The sequence below is a fragment of the Aeromicrobium sp. HA genome (assembly GCF_027171405.1).
Taxonomy (GTDB): domain Bacteria; phylum Actinomycetota; class Actinomycetes; order Propionibacteriales; family Nocardioidaceae; genus Aeromicrobium; species Aeromicrobium tamlense.
Genome location: NZ_CP114372.1, coordinates 1,640,191 through 1,654,776, shown reverse-complemented (window position 1 = coordinate 1,654,776; position 14,586 = coordinate 1,640,191). Strand labels below are relative to the sequence as shown.

The window sequence follows — 14,586 nt, the reverse complement described above, 5'->3', positions numbered from 1 at the left end:
CAGGAGCCTAGCCCTGCTCACGCGCCGAGGTGTACAGACAGACCGCAGCGGCCGTGGCGAGATTGAGGCTCTCGGCCCGGCCCAGGATCGGCACGTGCACCACGCGGTCGGCCGCCGCGGACCACTGCGCGGGCAGGCCGTGTGCCTCGTTGCCCATCAGCCACGCGGTGGGCGCGGCCAGGTCGAGGTCGTCGTCGAACAGCCCGGTGTCCCCCGCGCCGTCGGCGGCCAGCACCTGGCAGCCGCGTCGCTGGAGCTCGGCGATCGTCGCCTCGACGTCGCGCTCCACCGCGATCGGGAGATGGAAGAGCGAGCCGGCGGTGGAGCGCACCACCTTGGGGTTGAGCGGGTCCACGCTGTCGCCGGCCACGACGACGGCCGCCGCACCGGCGGCATCGGCGCAGCGGATGACGGCGCCGAGGTTGCCGGGGTCGCGGATCTCGGCACACACGACGACGAGGCGGGCGTCCTCGGGGACGTCGTCGAGGGTGGTGAGGATCGATCGGCAGCGGGCCACGAGGCCCTGCGGGGTGACGGAGTCGGCGATCTCCTCGACCACGTCGTCGGTGACGACGTGCCAGGTCTCGGCGAGCCCGACCAGCTCGGGGTATCGCTCCGTGGCGTCGACGGTGGCGAACACCTCGATCACCACGCCGCCCTCGGTGAGCGCTTCTCGCACTGCCTGGGGGCCTTCGGCGAGGAACTCGCCGGTCTTGGCCCGGAACGCACGCGTGGCGAGCCGCCGAGCGGTCTTGACCCGTCCTGAGCGGACGGTCAGATCGCCGGGGCTCGCCACGTGTGCTGCTGAGCCGGAGCTCAGACGGCCGAGTCGGCCTTGGGAGCGTTGACGTCCTCGGGGAGGTTCGCCTTGGCGACCTCGACGAGGGCGTTGAACGCCGCGATGTCGTTGACGGCGAGATCAGCGAGGATCTTGCGGTCGACCTCGACCTCGGCGGCCTTCAGGCCCTGGATGAAGCGGTTGTACGTGATGCCCTGCGCGCGGGCAGCCGCGTTGATGCGCTGGATCCACAGGCGACGGAAGTCGCCCTTCCTGGCCTTGCGGTCGTTGTACGAGTAGACCAGCGAATGGGTGACCTGCTCCTTGGCCTTGCGGTACAGGCGCGAGCGCTGGCCCCGGTAGCCGGAGGCCCGCTCGAGGACTTCGCGGCGCTTCTTCTGCGCGTTCACCGAACGCTTGACGCGTGCCACAGTGTTACTCCTTCAAAATCTACGAAAAGTTCGGGGCGCTCAGAGACCGAGCAGCTTCTTGACCTGCTTGGTGTCAGCCTTCGACACCTCGGTCGTGCCGGCGAGGCGGCGCTTCCGGGTCGAGGACTTGACCTCCAAGAGGTGGCGGCGGTTGGTCTGCTCGCGGCGGAGCTTGCCCTTGCCGGTGATCTTGACGCGCTTCTTCATGCCCGAGTGGGGCTTGAACTTCGGCACGGTTATGCCTCCATGTCTGGGTCGAGGTTCTCGGAGCGACGGCGCGGCTTCTTCTCCGTCGCGTTCTTCTGGTGTTCTTCGCGGTGCGCCTTCTCGGCCTCGGCCTCGGCGACACGCTCTGCCTCGCGCGCGGCGGTGGTCTCGGCCTTCTCGGCCTTGACCTCGGCCTGCGCCTCGGACTTCTTCTTGTGAGGGCCGAGCACCATCGTCATGTTGCGACCGTCCTGGCGGGCGTTCGACTCGATGAAGCCGAGATCCTCGACGTCGGCGGCCAGCTTCTGCAGCAGGCGGAACCCGAGCTCGGGTCGGTGCTGCTCGCGGCCACGGAACATGATCGTGATCTTGACCTTGTCTCCGGCCTTCAGGAACCGCACGACGTGACCCTTCTTGGTGTCGTAGTCGTGCTGGTCGATCTTCGGGCGGAGCTTCATCTCCTTGATGACCGTGTTCGTCTGGTTGCGTCGCGACTCGCGCGCCTTCTGGGCGGCTTCGTACTTGAACTTTCCGAAGTCCATGAGGCGGCAGACCGGGGGCCGGGCCTGAGGGGCGACCTCGACGAGATCGAGATCGGCCTCGGCGGCCAGGCGCAGGGCATCCTCGATGCGGACGATGCCGACCTGTTCACCGCTCGGTCCGACGAGACGGACCTCCGGTACGCGAATGCGCTCGTTGACGCGCAGATCTGTGCTGATGGATCCTCCTGAGATCGGGTTTGGAGGACACGAAAAAGGTGGCCTCCGTCGAAGCGAAAGCCACCACTCGCACCATACGGTGCCGCGCGCGGTGAATCGTTCGAGAACGACTCACTGCGGGTGACCCCCGGATCCGTGAACCCGGCAGGTGGGAGTGACCTCCACTTCGATCAACAAGCATAGCAGCCGAAACCTTCCCCGACGAACTCGACCCGGTGCGTCGTGGATCACGACTACCGTGTCGGCCATGCAGAGTGAGCTCTTCGCCCAGTCCAACCTCGAGAAGCAGACGACCGAGCGCTTCGTCGTCCAGAACCCGCAGATGCTGCGTGTCTCGCTGGGCGAGGACGTTCTTGCGGTCAAGGGCGCGATGGTCGCCTTCCAGGGTGCGGTGGCCTTTCACCACGAGAGCGCGGGCTCGATGGGCCGGCTGCTGAAGAAGGCCGTCAGCGGCGACGACGTCCCGCTGATGCGAGTCTCCGGGCAGGGCGAGGTCTTCTTCGCCGACACGGCCGGCTTCGTCTTCCTCGTGCACCTCGACGGTGACGCGCTCAGCGTGAGCGGCCACAACCTGCTCGCGTTCGACGCTTCGCTGCGCTGGGACATCAAGCGGCTGAAGGGCGCGAACATGATGACGGGCGGTCTGTTCAACATGGAGCTCTCGGGCACGGGCACCGTCGCGCTGCACGCCGTCGGACAGCCCGTCGTGCTCGACTGCGCGCAGCAGCCCACGCACGTCGACGTGAACGCCGCCGTCGCGTGGTCGTCGTCGCTGCAGCCCCAGGTCGTGAACTCGATGAACATGAAGTCGATGCTCAGGGGCGGGTCCGGCGAGGCCTTCCAGTACCGCTACCACGGGCCGGGCTTCGTCGTCGTCCAGCCGAGCGAGTGGGACAGCGGCGTGAGCGGCTCCTCCGGCGGCTCCTCGGGCGGCAGCGGCATCCTGGGCGACCTGTTCAACTGACTCGACAGGTCAATCGGCACGAAACACCGCCGTCATCCGACGCGCGCACACTCGATCCATGATGTGGCGCGTGCGGACGACCCTGGAGGACAGGCCGGGCATCCTGGCCGAGATCGCCCTGGCGTGCGGCCGGGCCGAGGTGAACATCGCGAGCATGCAGGTCTTCCCCGGGGATCCCACGGTCACGGACGAGTTCGTGGTGACCGCGCCCGAGGGCATGACCGACCTGCAGCTCGCCGAGGTCTTCGAGAAGGCCGGCGGCGGTCGCGTGGCGGTGACGCGCACCGGGCCGGACGCGCTCGACGACGAGGCCACGCGCTACCTGCGGGGCGTGCACGAGGTGCTCGAGGCCGGACGCGACGTCGAGAGCGTCCTGCGCGATCTGCTGGGCACGACTCCCCCGGACGTCCTGGACTACCGCGGGCACGACGTGCTCGACCTCCGGCGGCGCAACGGCACGAGCCTGCGGATCAGCCGAGCCGTGCCGTTCACCCCCACGGAGCGGTCGCGCGCGCAGGCGCTGCTGTCGCTCGTCAGCGACGCCGGGATGGACGTGCCGCTGCTCCAGCCCGCCGAGCGCCATCCCCTCCCTCTCGTCCGGCCGGCCACCCTGGCCGACATCGACGCGGTCGCCGCGCTCCACCAGCGCTGCAGCGCCGAGACGCTCTACCACCGCTACCAGGTGCCGCTGCGGATGCCGATGACCACGCGGATGGCCCGCCGGCTCGTCATGCCCGACAGCGGGGTGGCGATCGTCGTGCAGTCGGGCCTCGACCTCGTGGGGCACGGCCTGATCGAGCGGGTCGAGCACCGCTGGACGTTCCACCTGCTCGTCGAGGACGCGTGGCAGGGGCGCGGCGTCGGCACGATGCTCGTCAAGCAGGGCGCAGGACGGGCGCGGGCCCTCGGTGCCGAGCGACTGACCTTCGTCACGGCCACCTCGAACGACACCCTGCTGCGCACCGTGGGACGCGCGGGCTTCGTCGCGCGGGTGGAGCGGCACGACGGGAACATCCACGTCACGGTGCCGCTCGCGGGGGTGTCACCCCTCGTCGACTGATCCGCCGACCGGCTCGATCCACGCGGTGCCCGCGGGGGTGCGCACGAGGACGTGCTCGGCGGCCACGTGCTCGAGGTCCTCGGTCTCGATGACGCCGAACGTCGGCTGGCCGAGGTCGAGCAGCATGGCCGAGGCGCCATCAGCCAGCGCCGCGCGCGCGGCATCGCGACCGTGGACGGGAACGGGCCGCGACTCGGGGTTCCAGCGGCTCATCGTCTCCAGCGACGTGAACGCGAGCAGGGCCGTGCGGCCGTCGGCACCCGTCATCAGCACGGCGGCCATGTCGGAGTTCTTGTCGCTCCCATCGGTGGCCAGCTCGCCCAGCACCGCCACCACCGGGACGAACACGCGCGCCGTCCCGATCGTGGCGAGCACCGTGGTGTCGTCGGTGAGGTCGAGCGAGGGGTCGAGCCCGCCGTCGTCGTCGGGGAACGCCGGCTCGGCCAGCGAGCGACCTCCGCCGAAGCTGTCGCCGTGGCTCATCGCACGTGGCCGGAGAGCCAGCTCACGGCCGCACGGGCCGGGTCGCCCTCGCTGCCCTGGATCGCGAAGAGCGCGAAGCGCTGGCCGTCCTTCGTCTCGAGCGTGGGCCAGGGGGCGCCGGGGCGCATCGACACGAGGGCGATCTCGTCCCAGGCGAGCGAGCGGCGGCGCCAGCCGTTGACGAAGGTCAGCCCCTGCTCGTCGGCGGTGACGCGGCTGAGCGTGACGAACAGCGCGAACAGCGCGACGAAGCCGATCAGCACCCAGATCGTCACGGTCTGCGACGTGGTGAACTTGTAGTCCTCGGGCAGCCGCAGGCCGATCACGAGCGCCAGGATCGCGAGCACGACCGCCGCCGCCCACATGACGAGGATGACGCCGGTGGGCCGGAACGTGCGGCGGGTGGACTCGCTCATCGTCAGATCCGGCACGACAGGATGTCCGTGACGAGGATGCCGCGGCCGCCGAGGGCGTACAGCTCGTCCATGATCTTCTGGGTGGCGTCGCGCGGGACCATCGCCCGGACCGCGACCCACCCCTCGCGATGAAGGGGCGAGACCGTGGGCGACTCGATGCCGGGCGTGAGGCGCACGGCCTCGTCGACGTTCTGGACGCGGATGTCGTAGTCCATCATCACGTAGGTGCGGGCGACGATGACGCTCTGCAGGCGGCGCTGGAAGACCGCGAAGCCCTCGGGCTGCTCGGAGGCCGACCGCGAGACCAGCAGGGCCTCGGACGTGAGGATCGGGTCGCCGAAGACCTCCAGACCTGCTTGGCGCAGCGTGGTGCCGGTCTCGACGACGTCGGCGATCGCGTCGGCGACGCCGAGCCTGATCGACGTCTCGACGGCGCCGTCGAGCCGCACCACCTGGGCGTCGATGCCCAGCCGCTCGAGGTGCGCGCGGACGATGCCGGGGTACGACGTGGCGATCCGGCGGCCCTGCAGCTCGGACTCGCTGGTCATCTGGCCCTCGGGGGCGGCGAAGCGGAAGGTGGACCCGGCGAAGCCGAGCTCCATCACCTCGTCGGCCTTCGCGCCGGAGTCGAGCAGCAGGTCGCGACCCGTGATGCCGACGTCGAGGGTGCCCTCGCCGACGTAGATCGCGATGTCGCGCGGACGGAGGTAGAAGAACTCGACGTCGTTGTCGGTGTCGACGCTGACGAGGTCCTTGGCGTGGCGGCGCTGGCGGTACCCGGCTTCGGTGAGCATCGCGGCAGCGGCCTCGGCGAGGGCGCCCTTGTTGGGGACGGCGACCTTGAGCATGTGGGGATTCCTAGAGGTGGGAGTAGACGTCATCGAGGGAGATGCCAGCGGCGATCATCATCACCTGCGCGTGGTACAGCAGCTGGCTGAGCTCCTCGGCCGCACGCGCAGGTCCCTCATGCTCGGCGGCCATCCACGACTCGGCGGCCTCCTCCACGAGCTTCTTGCCGATCGCGTGCACGCCCGCGTCGAGCTCGGCGACGGTGCGCGAGCCCTCGGGGCGGGAGGCGGCCTTCTCGGACAGTTCCGCGAACAGGCCATCGAACGTCTTCATCGTGGCCATCCTATCGGCGGGGCCTATCGGCGGGGCGTCAGGCCCCGGACGGTCACCCATGCGGACAGCGCGGCCTCGGCGGCCTCGCGGCCCTTGTCCTCGGGCGAGCCGGGCAGTCCGGCGCGGTCGAGCGCCTGCTGCTCGGTGTCGCACGTGAGCAGGCCGAACCCGACCGGCACGCCGGTGTCGAGCGCGACGCGGGACAGACCGTCGGTGGTGGCGGCGGAGACGTACTCGAAGTGCGGCGTGCCACCGCGGATGATGACGCCGAGCGCCACCACCACGTCGTATCCGGCCTTCGCGCAGGCCTGGGCGATGATCGGCAGCTCGAACGAGCCGGGCGCGCGCAGGACGGTGACGTCGGTGACGCCCGCCTCCTCGAGCGCACGCTCGGTGCCGCCGAGGAGGCCGTCCATGACCTCGGTGTGCCAGCTCGAGGCGACGACGGCGACCTTGGCGCCGCTGCCGTCGACCTTCAGCTCGGGTGCTCCGTGTCCGGCCATCTCAGTTCTCCTCGTCCAGCTGCAGGTCCGGCAGGTCATGACCCATGCGGGCGGCCTTCGTCTGCAGGTACCGCAGGTTGTCGGGGGTGGGCGCGATGACCACGGGGAGCCGCTGGGCGACCTTGACCCCGTACTGCTCCAGCTGCGTGGACTTGTCGGGATTGTTCGTCAGCAGCCGCACCGACGTGACGCCGAGGTCGCGCAGGATCTGGGCGCCGGCGGCGTAGTCGCGCTCGTCCTCGCCGAAGCCGAGCGAGAGGTTCGCGTCGACCGTGTCCTGGCCCTGGTCCTGGAGCTCGTAGGCGCGCAGCTTGTGCAGCAGGCCGATCCCCCGGCCCTCGTGGCCGCGCAGGTAGACGACCACGCCGGCGCCCTCGGCCACGACCTGCGTCATGGCGGCCTCCAGCTGGGGACCGCAGTCGCAGCGACGCGAGCCGAAGACGTCGCCCGTCAGGCACTCGGAGTGCAGGCGCACCAGCACGTCCTCGGTGCCGGGCTCGCCGTGGACCAGCGCGATGTGCTCGGCGCCGTCGATGCGGTCGCGGAAGCCGAGGGCGCGGAAGGTGCCGAACTCGGTGGGCAGGTGGGAGTCGGCGAGGCGCGAGACTTGGGACTCGTGCAGGCGCAGGTACACCTGCAGGTCGGCGATCGACACGAGCGCGAGGTCGTGCTCGTCGGCGAACGCGCGCAGCTCGGGGGCGCGCTTGAGGGTGCCGTCGTCGTTCATGACCTCGCCGATGACGCCGGCGGGCGTCAGGCCGGCCAGGCGGGCGAAGTCGACCGCGGCCTCGGTGTGGCCGGCACGCTCCAGCACGCCGCCCGGCTTCGCGCGCAGCGGCACGATGTGCCCGGGCTGGACGAGCTCGAACGGCTCGGTGGCCGAGTCGGCCAGCACGCGGCACGTGCGGGCGCGGTCGCTCGCCGAGATGCCGGTCGTGACACCGTCGCGTGCGTCGATCGAGACCGTGTAGGCCGTGCGGAGGCGGTCGCGGTTGTGCGGGGTCATCAGCGGGATCGCCAGGCGGTCGAGGATCTCGCCGACGACCGGCGCGCAGATGAGGCCGCTGGAGTGACGGACCAGGAAGGCCATCAGCTCGGGCGTCGCCTTCGACGCGGCGAAGATGATGTCGCCCTCGTTCTCACGGTCCTCGTCGTCGACGACCACGATCGCCTTGCCGTCGCGGATGTCGGCGATCGCGCGCTCGATGCTGTCGAGGCGGACCCCGGTGTACTGCTCCTCGCTCATGAGTGAGCTCCCTTCTCGAGCAGGCGCTCGACGTACTTGGCGATGACGTCCACCTCGAGGTTGACGCGGTCGCCGGGCTTGCGGGTGCCGAGCACGGTGTCGGCGAGAGTGGTGGGGATCAGCGAGACGCTGAACCAGTCGTCGCCGGCCTCGACGACCGTGAGCGACGTGCCGTCGACGGTGATCGAGCCCTTGTCGACGACGTAGCGGGCCAGCTCGGCCGGCAGGCTGAACCGCACGACCTCCCAGTGCTCGCTGGGCGTGCGGTCGAGGAGGGTGGCGGTGCCGTCGACGTGGCCCTGCACGATGTGGCCGCCCATGCGGGCGCCGGCCTGCATCGCGCGCTCGAGGTTGACCTCGGCGCCGGGCGCCAGGTCGCCCAGGCTCGTGCGGACGAGCGACTCGCGCATGACGTCGGCGCTGAACGTGTCCTCGGTGGGGTCGATCACGGTCAGGCAGCAGCCGTTGACGGCGATCGAGTCGCCGTGGCCCGCGTCCGACGTGACGACCGGGCCGCGGATCGTGATCCGCACGGAGTCGCCGAGGTCCTCGAGGGCCACGACGGTGCCCTTCTCCTCCACCAGTCCGGTGAACATCAGTCCATGTCCTCTCTGGGCATCCGGCCGGGAGTGCCGATGATGCGGATGTCGGGGCCGACCATCGTCAGGTCGGTGATGTCGATGGGGCGGATGTCCGCCAGCGTGGTGGCCTCGCCCTCGAGGGCGGCGCGGCCGGAGCCGAGCATGGCCGGGGCCATGTAGCCGATGACACGGTCGATGAGGCCCTCGCCCCAGAACGCGCCCGCCAGGCGGGGACCGCCCTCGAGCCACACGTGGTGGATGCCCTCGGCCTGCAGCTCGGCGAGCACCTCGTGGGGGTCGCGCGAGGCGATCTGGCGTGTGGGCGCGACGCGGTCGAACACGCGGTAGTAGGCCGGGATCTTGGACTCGCCGACGATGACGCGCAGCGGCTGCTGGTCGTACGGCAGCGGCTTGTCGTCCTCGTCGCGCACCGTGAGGCGCGGGTCGTCCGACAGCACCGAGTAGGTGCCGGCCATGATCGCGTCGCACTCGGCACGGAAGCGCTGCACGTCGCGGCGCGCGGTCTGGCTGGTGATCCACTTGCTGGTGCCGTCGGGAGCCGCGCTGAGCCCGTCGAGCGTGGCCGCGTACTTCCACGTGACGAACGGGCGGCCGTGCAGGTGGCGGTGCGCCCAGAAGCGAACGAGGTGGTCGGTCTCGTCGGCGAGGACGCCGCCCTCCACCTCGACGCCCGCCTCGACGAGCGCCTTCGCTCCCCCGGCACCTTCGGCCGGGTCGGTGGTGCCGAACACGACGCGGGCGACACCGGCGCCGATGAGCGCCTGCGTGCACGGGCCGGTGCGGCCCGTGTGGTCGCAGGGCTCGAGGGTGACGACGGCGGTGGCGCCGCGGGCGCGGTCGCCGGCCTGCGCGAGCGCGTCGACCTCGGCGTGCGGGGTGCCCGCGCCGCGGTGGACGCCCGTGGCGATCTCGGCGCCGTCCGCGTCGAGCAGGACACAGCCCACCTGCGGGTTGGGCAGCGTGCGGCCCACGGTGCGGGCCGCGTCGATCGCGCGACGCATCGCGTCGGTCTCGGTCTGACTGGCCACCGGTCTCCCTGCGGTCGGGCTCACGACACACCGGGGACGGCTCGGACGCACGGGGCGGCCGAGCAGCGTGCGCCTTCCATCCGGACTTTCACCGTCGGTACCGGAATTCCACCGGTTCAACCTCGGCCCTGCGAGAGGACCTCGGGTCGCGGACTGTCACCGCCGGTTCGGACTTGCACCGACCCCGGAGCACGCGAGCGAATTGCTCGTACGGGGGAAGTCTAGCGGCTCAGTGACAGGCGCCGACGGCCGTCTCACGCAGGCGCTCCACCATGGCGCCTGGATCGTCGGCGCCGTAGACCGCCGAGCCCGCCACGAAGGTGTCCGCGCCGGCCTCGGCGCAGCGCTCGATCGTCTCCAGCGAGACCCCGCCGTCGACCTGCAGCCAGATGTCGCCGCCGACCTTGTCGAGCAGGGCGCGGGTGCGGCGGATCTTCGGCAGGCACAGGTCCAGGAACCGCTGGCCACCGAAGCCCGGCTCCACGGTCATGATCAGCACCATGTCGAGCTCGGGCAGCAGGTCCTCGTAGGGCTCGATGGGCGTCGCGGGCTTGAGCGCCATCGAGGCACGAGCGCCCTGGGCGCGCAGCTCGCGGGCCAGCCGCACCGGGGCCTTCGCGGCCTCGACGTGGAACGTGACGCTGGAGGCGCCGGCCTCGACGAACTGCGGGGCCCAGCGGTCGGGGTCCTCGATCATCAGGTGCGCGTCGATGGGCTGGGTCGCGGCCTTCGCGAGGGCCTCGATCACGGGGGCGCCGAGCGTCAGGTTCGGCACGAAGTGGTTGTCCATGACGTCCATGTGCAGGAAGTCGGCCGTGGGGATCCGGGCCGCCTCCCCCGCCAGGTTCGCGAAGTCGGCGTTGAGCAGGCTCGGCGTGATGCGCATGGGGCCGAGCGTATCGGTCAGGATCGGCGCAGCAGGGCCAGGTACATGGCGTCGGTGCCGTCGGTGTGCGGCCACCAGTGGTGCTCGGACTCGACGGTGACGTCGGAGCGCTCGGCGGTGACGGCCTCGACGACCTCGCGGGTCTCGGCGGGCAGCGGCGAGCACGTCGCGTAGCCCACCACTCCCCCGGGCCGGACGAGGTCGAGCGCGCGCGTCAACAGCTGGCGCTGGAGCTCGACGAGCTCGGGCACGTCCTCGGGACGGCGGCGCCAGCGGGCCTCCGGCCGACGACGGAGCGCACCGAGTCCGGTGCACGGCGCGTCGAGGAGCACGCGGTCGAAGGACTCCTCCTCCCACGGGCCCTCGCGGCCGTCGTGGACGACGACCTGGACGTTGCTGAGCGCGCGCACGGACTGCCGGACGAGCTCGGCCCGGTGCGGCTGGACCTCGTTGGCCACGAGGCTCGCGCCACGCTCGGCGGCCAGCGCACCGAGCAGCGCGGCCTTGCCGCCGGGGCCGGCGGCGAGGTCGAGCCAGTGCGTGTCGTAGCCCTCGACGGGCGCCTCGGCCGTGGTGATGGCGACCATCTGCGAGCCCTCGTCCTGGACCCCGGCGCGTCCGTCGCGCACGGCAGGCACGAAGCCCGGGTCGCCGCCGCCGGTCATGATCCGGGCGTACGGGCTCAGCCGTCCCGTCTCGCCGGGCAGTGACCTCGGGTCGATCAGGCCGGGACGGGCGACGAGCGTGACGTGCGGCGGCACGTTGTCGGCGGCGAGCAGCTCCTCCAGCTGGTCGGGGCCCACCGCGTCCTCGAGCGCCGCGACGACCCACGTCGGGTGCGAGTACCGGATCGCCAGCGCCGCGTGCCGGTCGAGACCGGCGGTCAGCTCGGTGATCCAGGTGTCGAGGTCCTTCTGGCCGATCTTGCGCAGCACCGCGTTCGTGAAGCCGACGGGTCGGTGCCCGATCCGCCGGCGGACCAGGTTGACCGTGGTGTCGACCGCCGCGTGCGGGGGCACCCGCATCGCCAGCAGCTGGTGCACGCCGAGCCGCAGGGCGTCGCGGACCGCGGGGTGGACGGTGCCGGTGGCGACCCTGTCGATGATCGCGTCGTACGTGCCCTGGTGGCGGATCGTGTTGCTGGTCAGCTCGGTCGCCAACGCGGCGTCCCGGTCGGAGAGGTCCTTCAGCAGCGTCGGCAGCAGCAGGTTGACGTAGACCTCGCGCGTGCGGACGGCCGACATGACCTCGAAGGCCACCTCGCGGGGATCGGTGATGGCGCTCATCCGAACACCACCTCGGTCGCTCCTCCGAGGCCGCGGCCCCAGTCCGCTGCGCGCATCGCCTTCTTGCCGTGCGGCTGGACCTCGCCCAGGAGGACGTCGGTCGTGGTCGTGCCCACCCGGACCTCGCGCTTGCCGATCGCGGCGACGCCGGGCTCGAGCGTGGACTCCTCGGAGATCGTCAGCGGACCGACCTTGACGCGGGCCCCGTCGAGCTCGGTCCACGCGCCGGGCGTGGGCGTGCAGCCGCGGATGTGCCGGTCGACGGCGAAGGCGGGGCGCTTCCAGTCGATGCGGGCGTCCTCGGTGGTCAGCTTGTGGGCGTACGAGACGTTGTCCTCGGGCTGGCGCACCGCGCCGATGTCGCCGTCCTCGATGTGATCGACGACGTCGACGGTCAGCACGGCGCCCTGGTCGGAGAGGCGGTCGAGCAGCGTGCCCGTGGTGTCGTCCTCGCGGATCCGCTCGGTGATCGTGCCGAGCACGGGGCCGGCGTCGAGCGCCTCGACGAGGCTGAAGACCGTGGCGCCGGTGATCTCGTCGCCGGCCATGATCGAGCGCTGGACCGGTGCGGCACCGCGCCAGGCCGGCAGCACCGAGTAGTGCAGGTTGATCCAGCCGAGCTCGAGCGCGTCCAGCACGTCGCGACGCAGCAGGGCGCCGTACGCGACGATCACGCCCAGCCGCGCCTGCGTGGCTGCGAGCGCCTCGAGGAACTCCGGATCGGAGGTCGAGGCGGGCTTGAGGACGTCGATGCCGTGCGCCTCGGCGGCGACCGCGACGGGCGACGGCTGCAGCGAGCGGCCCCGGCCGACGCGGGCGTCGGGACGCGTGATCACCGCCGCCACCTCGTGGCGGCTGGCGACGAGCGCCTCGAGCGTCGGCACGGCGGTGGCCGGGGTCCCGGCGAAGACGATTCTCACCCGGCGAGTCTAGGTCGTCGGTCGGGAGCGCTCAGAACGCGACGGGGTCGATCTGGATCCGCACCGGCGGCTCCTTGGCCGCGCTGCGCTCGGCCGCGAGCTGCTTGAGCACGGTGGCGAGGGCGAGACCTTCGCGGCGGGGCACGCGCAGGATGAGTCGCTCGCGGCCGGGCTCGACCGGCACGGGGCCGAGCACGTCGACGAACGCGGGCCAGTCCCGCTTCGCGAGGACGCCGATGACGTCCTCGGGTCCGTCGACGGTGGCGAGCCGGCCCACGGGCGGGAGGTGTGTCTCGGCACGGTCGGTGAGCTCGCGCGCCGCGACCGTGACCGGATCGGCGCGCACGAGCGCCTGCAGGACCGTGGAGTCCCCCACCGCGACGGCTCGCGCGCCGAACGCCGCCAGGGCGAGCGCGTTGAACCAGCGGCGGTGCGACTCCTCGACGACGCGGACGTCGTCGCGGCCGAGCATGAGCCACGTGTCGAGCAGCACGACCACCGCGTAGCCACCGGAGACCGTGGGCTCGGCGCCGGGCGTGGCGAGGACGAGCGGTGAGCCGTCGCCCTCGACGTGGTCGAGCACGGCGCTGCCGCCGGAGGTCAGCACCGTGCGGTCGGGGAACGCTGCCCCGAACTCCTCGGCGGTGCGCAGCTGCCCGACCACGGGGGCGCGCAGGCGGGTGCCGCCGCACTCGCCGCAGCGCCAGGCCGGGACCTCGGTGGCGCACCAGCGGCACACGAGTGGGGCGTCGGCGCGGTGCTGCAGGAGCGGGCCGTGGCACTGCGGGCACGTGGCCGGCGTGCGGCAGTCCTGGCATGCCAGCGACGCGCGGTAGCCACGACGAGGCACCTGGACCAGCACCGGGCCCTCGGCGTTGCGGACGGCCTGGAACACGGCCGCGGGCAGCCGGGCCGAGGCCGCACCGTGCTCGGTGCCGTCGGTGACCTCGACGAGCGGCCACTCGCGGCGCCGTGAGGACTGGTCGGCGACGATCTCGGCGCACCAGCCCTGCTGGACGAGTGACTGCGCCTCGGCGGTGCGGGCGTGCCCCGCGATGAGGACGCCCGCACCGGCCTTGATGGCGCGGGTGAGCAGCACCTCGCGGGTGTGCGGGTACGGCGCTCGCGGCTCGGCGTGCAGATCGTCGCCGTCGTCCCAGATCACGACGAGGCCCAGGTCCTTCACCGGTGCGTAGGCGGCGCCCCGGGTGCCCAGCACGACCCGGACCTCGCCGCGCGTGACGCGCAGGAAGCTGCGGTAGCGCGCGGCCGGCTTGTCGGCCGCGGTGAGCACGACGTGGGCGTCCGGTCCGAGCGCCTCGGCGAAGACCTCGTGCCAGCGGGTGGCGTCGCGGACGTCGGGGACGCAGACCACCGCTCCACGACCCGATCGGACGACGGCGGAGACCGCCTCCGCGACGGCGCGCTCGGGCTCGTGGCGCGGCAGCACGTTGAGCACCGCACGCGGCGACTCCCCCTTCGCGAGGGCCTCGACGAACGTCGCACCGTGCAGGTAGGCGTGCCACGAGGCGCTGCCGATGTCGGGCGGCGTGGGCGCGGGGTCGGACGGCGGGTGCGCCTCGGCCCGCGCATGCCGCGGCGGGATGGCGAGCCTCAGGACGTCGGCGACGGTGCCGGCGTAGCGGTCGGCCAGTGTGCGGGCCAGGTGGGCCGTCTGGGGCGCGAGGACGGGCTCGGAGGAGACGACCTTGGCGACCTGGGCGAGCTTGCCCTCGTGCTCGGAGCCGTCGGCCAGCTCGAGGACGAAGCCGTCGACCAGCCGTCCCGCGAAGCGCACCTTGACCCGGCAGCCGGGGACGACGCCGTCGGCCAGCTCGTCGGGAACCGCGTAGTCGAACGGGCGGTCGAGATGCGACAGCGGCGTGTCGACGAGGATCCTCGCGACACGCCGCTGTGCTTCACTCACTCGGCTGT

The 14,586-nt window shown here is 71.8% G+C and carries 18 protein-coding genes and 1 riboswitch; of the genes, 2 read left to right on the top strand and 16 right to left on the bottom strand.

Annotated elements, in window-relative coordinates:
* Positions 1-7: 7 nt before the first annotated feature.
* The 4 genes from O3S82_RS08110 to infC are packed head-to-tail and all read right to left on the bottom strand — an operon-like array spanning position 8 to position 2,105.
* A complete protein-coding gene (locus tag O3S82_RS08110; protein WP_269306872.1) occupies positions 8-796 on the bottom strand; it encodes a TrmH family RNA methyltransferase in 789 nt (262 codons plus the stop codon).
* Between the two features lie 20 nt (positions 797-816).
* Positions 817-1,209, bottom strand: a complete 393-nt coding sequence (rplT, locus tag O3S82_RS08105; RefSeq protein WP_269306870.1) for a 50S ribosomal protein L20 — start codon at positions 1,207-1,209, stop codon at positions 817-819.
* Positions 1,210-1,248: 39 nt separating this feature from the next.
* Positions 1,249-1,443: a 50S ribosomal protein L35 gene (gene rpmI / locus O3S82_RS08100; protein WP_179424488.1), complete on the bottom strand. Its 195-nt coding sequence runs from the start codon at positions 1,441-1,443 to the stop codon at positions 1,249-1,251.
* Positions 1,444-1,445: 2 nt separating this feature from the next.
* The gene (gene infC / locus O3S82_RS08095) at positions 1,446-2,105 is read right to left on the bottom strand and encodes a translation initiation factor IF-3 (RefSeq protein WP_269307049.1); all 660 of its coding nucleotides are present in this window, start codon (positions 2,103-2,105) and stop codon (positions 1,446-1,448) included.
* A 277-nt stretch (positions 2,106-2,382) separates the two neighbouring features.
* On the opposite strand from infC, the gene O3S82_RS08090 reads away from it, so the two are divergent.
* Together O3S82_RS08090 and O3S82_RS08085 are read left to right on the top strand one after the other, a co-directional pair.
* Positions 2,383-3,099 (top strand): AIM24 family protein, encoded by a 717-nt coding sequence (locus O3S82_RS08090; RefSeq protein ID WP_179424489.1) that lies wholly within the window; start codon positions 2,383-2,385, stop codon positions 3,097-3,099.
* Between the two features lie 70 nt (positions 3,100-3,169).
* Positions 3,170-4,159, top strand: a complete 990-nt coding sequence (locus O3S82_RS08085) for a GNAT family N-acetyltransferase (protein ID WP_269306867.1) — start codon at positions 3,170-3,172, stop codon at positions 4,157-4,159.
* Here the strand turns inward: O3S82_RS08085 and O3S82_RS08080 are convergent.
* From O3S82_RS08080 to O3S82_RS08025, 12 genes are all read right to left on the bottom strand, one after another.
* Complete coding sequence (locus tag O3S82_RS08080) at positions 4,142-4,642, bottom strand: SseB family protein (RefSeq protein ID WP_179424491.1); 501 nt, start codon at positions 4,640-4,642, stop codon at positions 4,142-4,144. The two genes, O3S82_RS08085 and O3S82_RS08080, sit on opposite strands and share 18 nt — an antisense overlap.
* Positions 4,639-5,058 carry a PH domain-containing protein gene (locus O3S82_RS08075; protein ID WP_179424492.1) on the bottom strand — a complete coding sequence of 140 codons (420 nt, stop codon included), beginning with the start codon at positions 5,056-5,058 and terminating at the stop codon, positions 4,639-4,641. Before O3S82_RS08075 ends, O3S82_RS08080 begins: the two co-directional genes overlap by 4 nt.
* A 2-nt stretch (positions 5,059-5,060) precedes the next feature.
* A complete protein-coding gene (gene hisG, locus O3S82_RS08070; protein WP_179424493.1) occupies positions 5,061-5,906 on the bottom strand; it encodes an ATP phosphoribosyltransferase in 846 nt (281 codons plus the stop codon).
* Positions 5,907-5,916: 10 nt separating this feature from the next.
* The gene (locus tag O3S82_RS08065) at positions 5,917-6,180 is read right to left on the bottom strand and encodes a phosphoribosyl-ATP diphosphatase (RefSeq protein WP_179424494.1); all 264 of its coding nucleotides are present in this window, start codon (positions 6,178-6,180) and stop codon (positions 5,917-5,919) included.
* A gap of 23 nt (positions 6,181-6,203) precedes the next feature.
* On the bottom strand, positions 6,204-6,683 hold the full coding sequence (ribH, locus tag O3S82_RS08060) for a 6,7-dimethyl-8-ribityllumazine synthase (protein WP_179424495.1): 480 nt from the start codon (positions 6,681-6,683) through the stop codon (positions 6,204-6,206).
* A 1-nt stretch (position 6,684) separates the two neighbouring features.
* Positions 6,685-7,929, bottom strand: a complete 1,245-nt coding sequence (locus tag O3S82_RS08055; protein ID WP_269306862.1) for a bifunctional 3,4-dihydroxy-2-butanone-4-phosphate synthase/GTP cyclohydrolase II — start codon at positions 7,927-7,929, stop codon at positions 6,685-6,687.
* Entirely contained in the window at positions 7,926-8,525 is a 600-nt protein-coding gene (locus tag O3S82_RS08050; protein ID WP_269306860.1) for a riboflavin synthase, read from the bottom strand. Before O3S82_RS08050 ends, O3S82_RS08055 begins: the two co-directional genes overlap by 4 nt.
* A complete protein-coding gene (gene ribD / locus O3S82_RS08045) occupies positions 8,525-9,559 on the bottom strand; it encodes a bifunctional diaminohydroxyphosphoribosylaminopyrimidine deaminase/5-amino-6-(5-phosphoribosylamino)uracil reductase RibD (protein WP_269306857.1) in 1,035 nt (344 codons plus the stop codon). Before ribD ends, O3S82_RS08050 begins: the two co-directional genes overlap by 1 nt.
* Positions 9,560-9,623: 64 nt before the next feature.
* Positions 9,624-9,755, bottom strand: a riboswitch (FMN riboswitch).
* A 33-nt stretch (positions 9,756-9,788) separates the two neighbouring features.
* The gene (gene rpe, locus O3S82_RS08040) at positions 9,789-10,445 is read right to left on the bottom strand and encodes a ribulose-phosphate 3-epimerase (protein ID WP_179424498.1); all 657 of its coding nucleotides are present in this window, start codon (positions 10,443-10,445) and stop codon (positions 9,789-9,791) included.
* Between the two features lie 17 nt (positions 10,446-10,462).
* Positions 10,463-11,731 (bottom strand): RsmB/NOP family class I SAM-dependent RNA methyltransferase, encoded by a 1,269-nt coding sequence (locus tag O3S82_RS08035; RefSeq protein WP_269306854.1) that lies wholly within the window; start codon positions 11,729-11,731, stop codon positions 10,463-10,465.
* Complete coding sequence (fmt, locus tag O3S82_RS08030) at positions 11,728-12,651, bottom strand: methionyl-tRNA formyltransferase (protein WP_269306852.1); 924 nt, start codon at positions 12,649-12,651, stop codon at positions 11,728-11,730. Before fmt ends, O3S82_RS08035 begins: the two co-directional genes overlap by 4 nt.
* A 31-nt stretch (positions 12,652-12,682) precedes the next feature.
* Positions 12,683-14,578: a primosomal protein N' gene (locus tag O3S82_RS08025; RefSeq protein ID WP_269306850.1), complete on the bottom strand. Its 1,896-nt coding sequence runs from the start codon at positions 14,576-14,578 to the stop codon at positions 12,683-12,685.
* Positions 14,579-14,586: the final 8 nt, after the last annotated feature.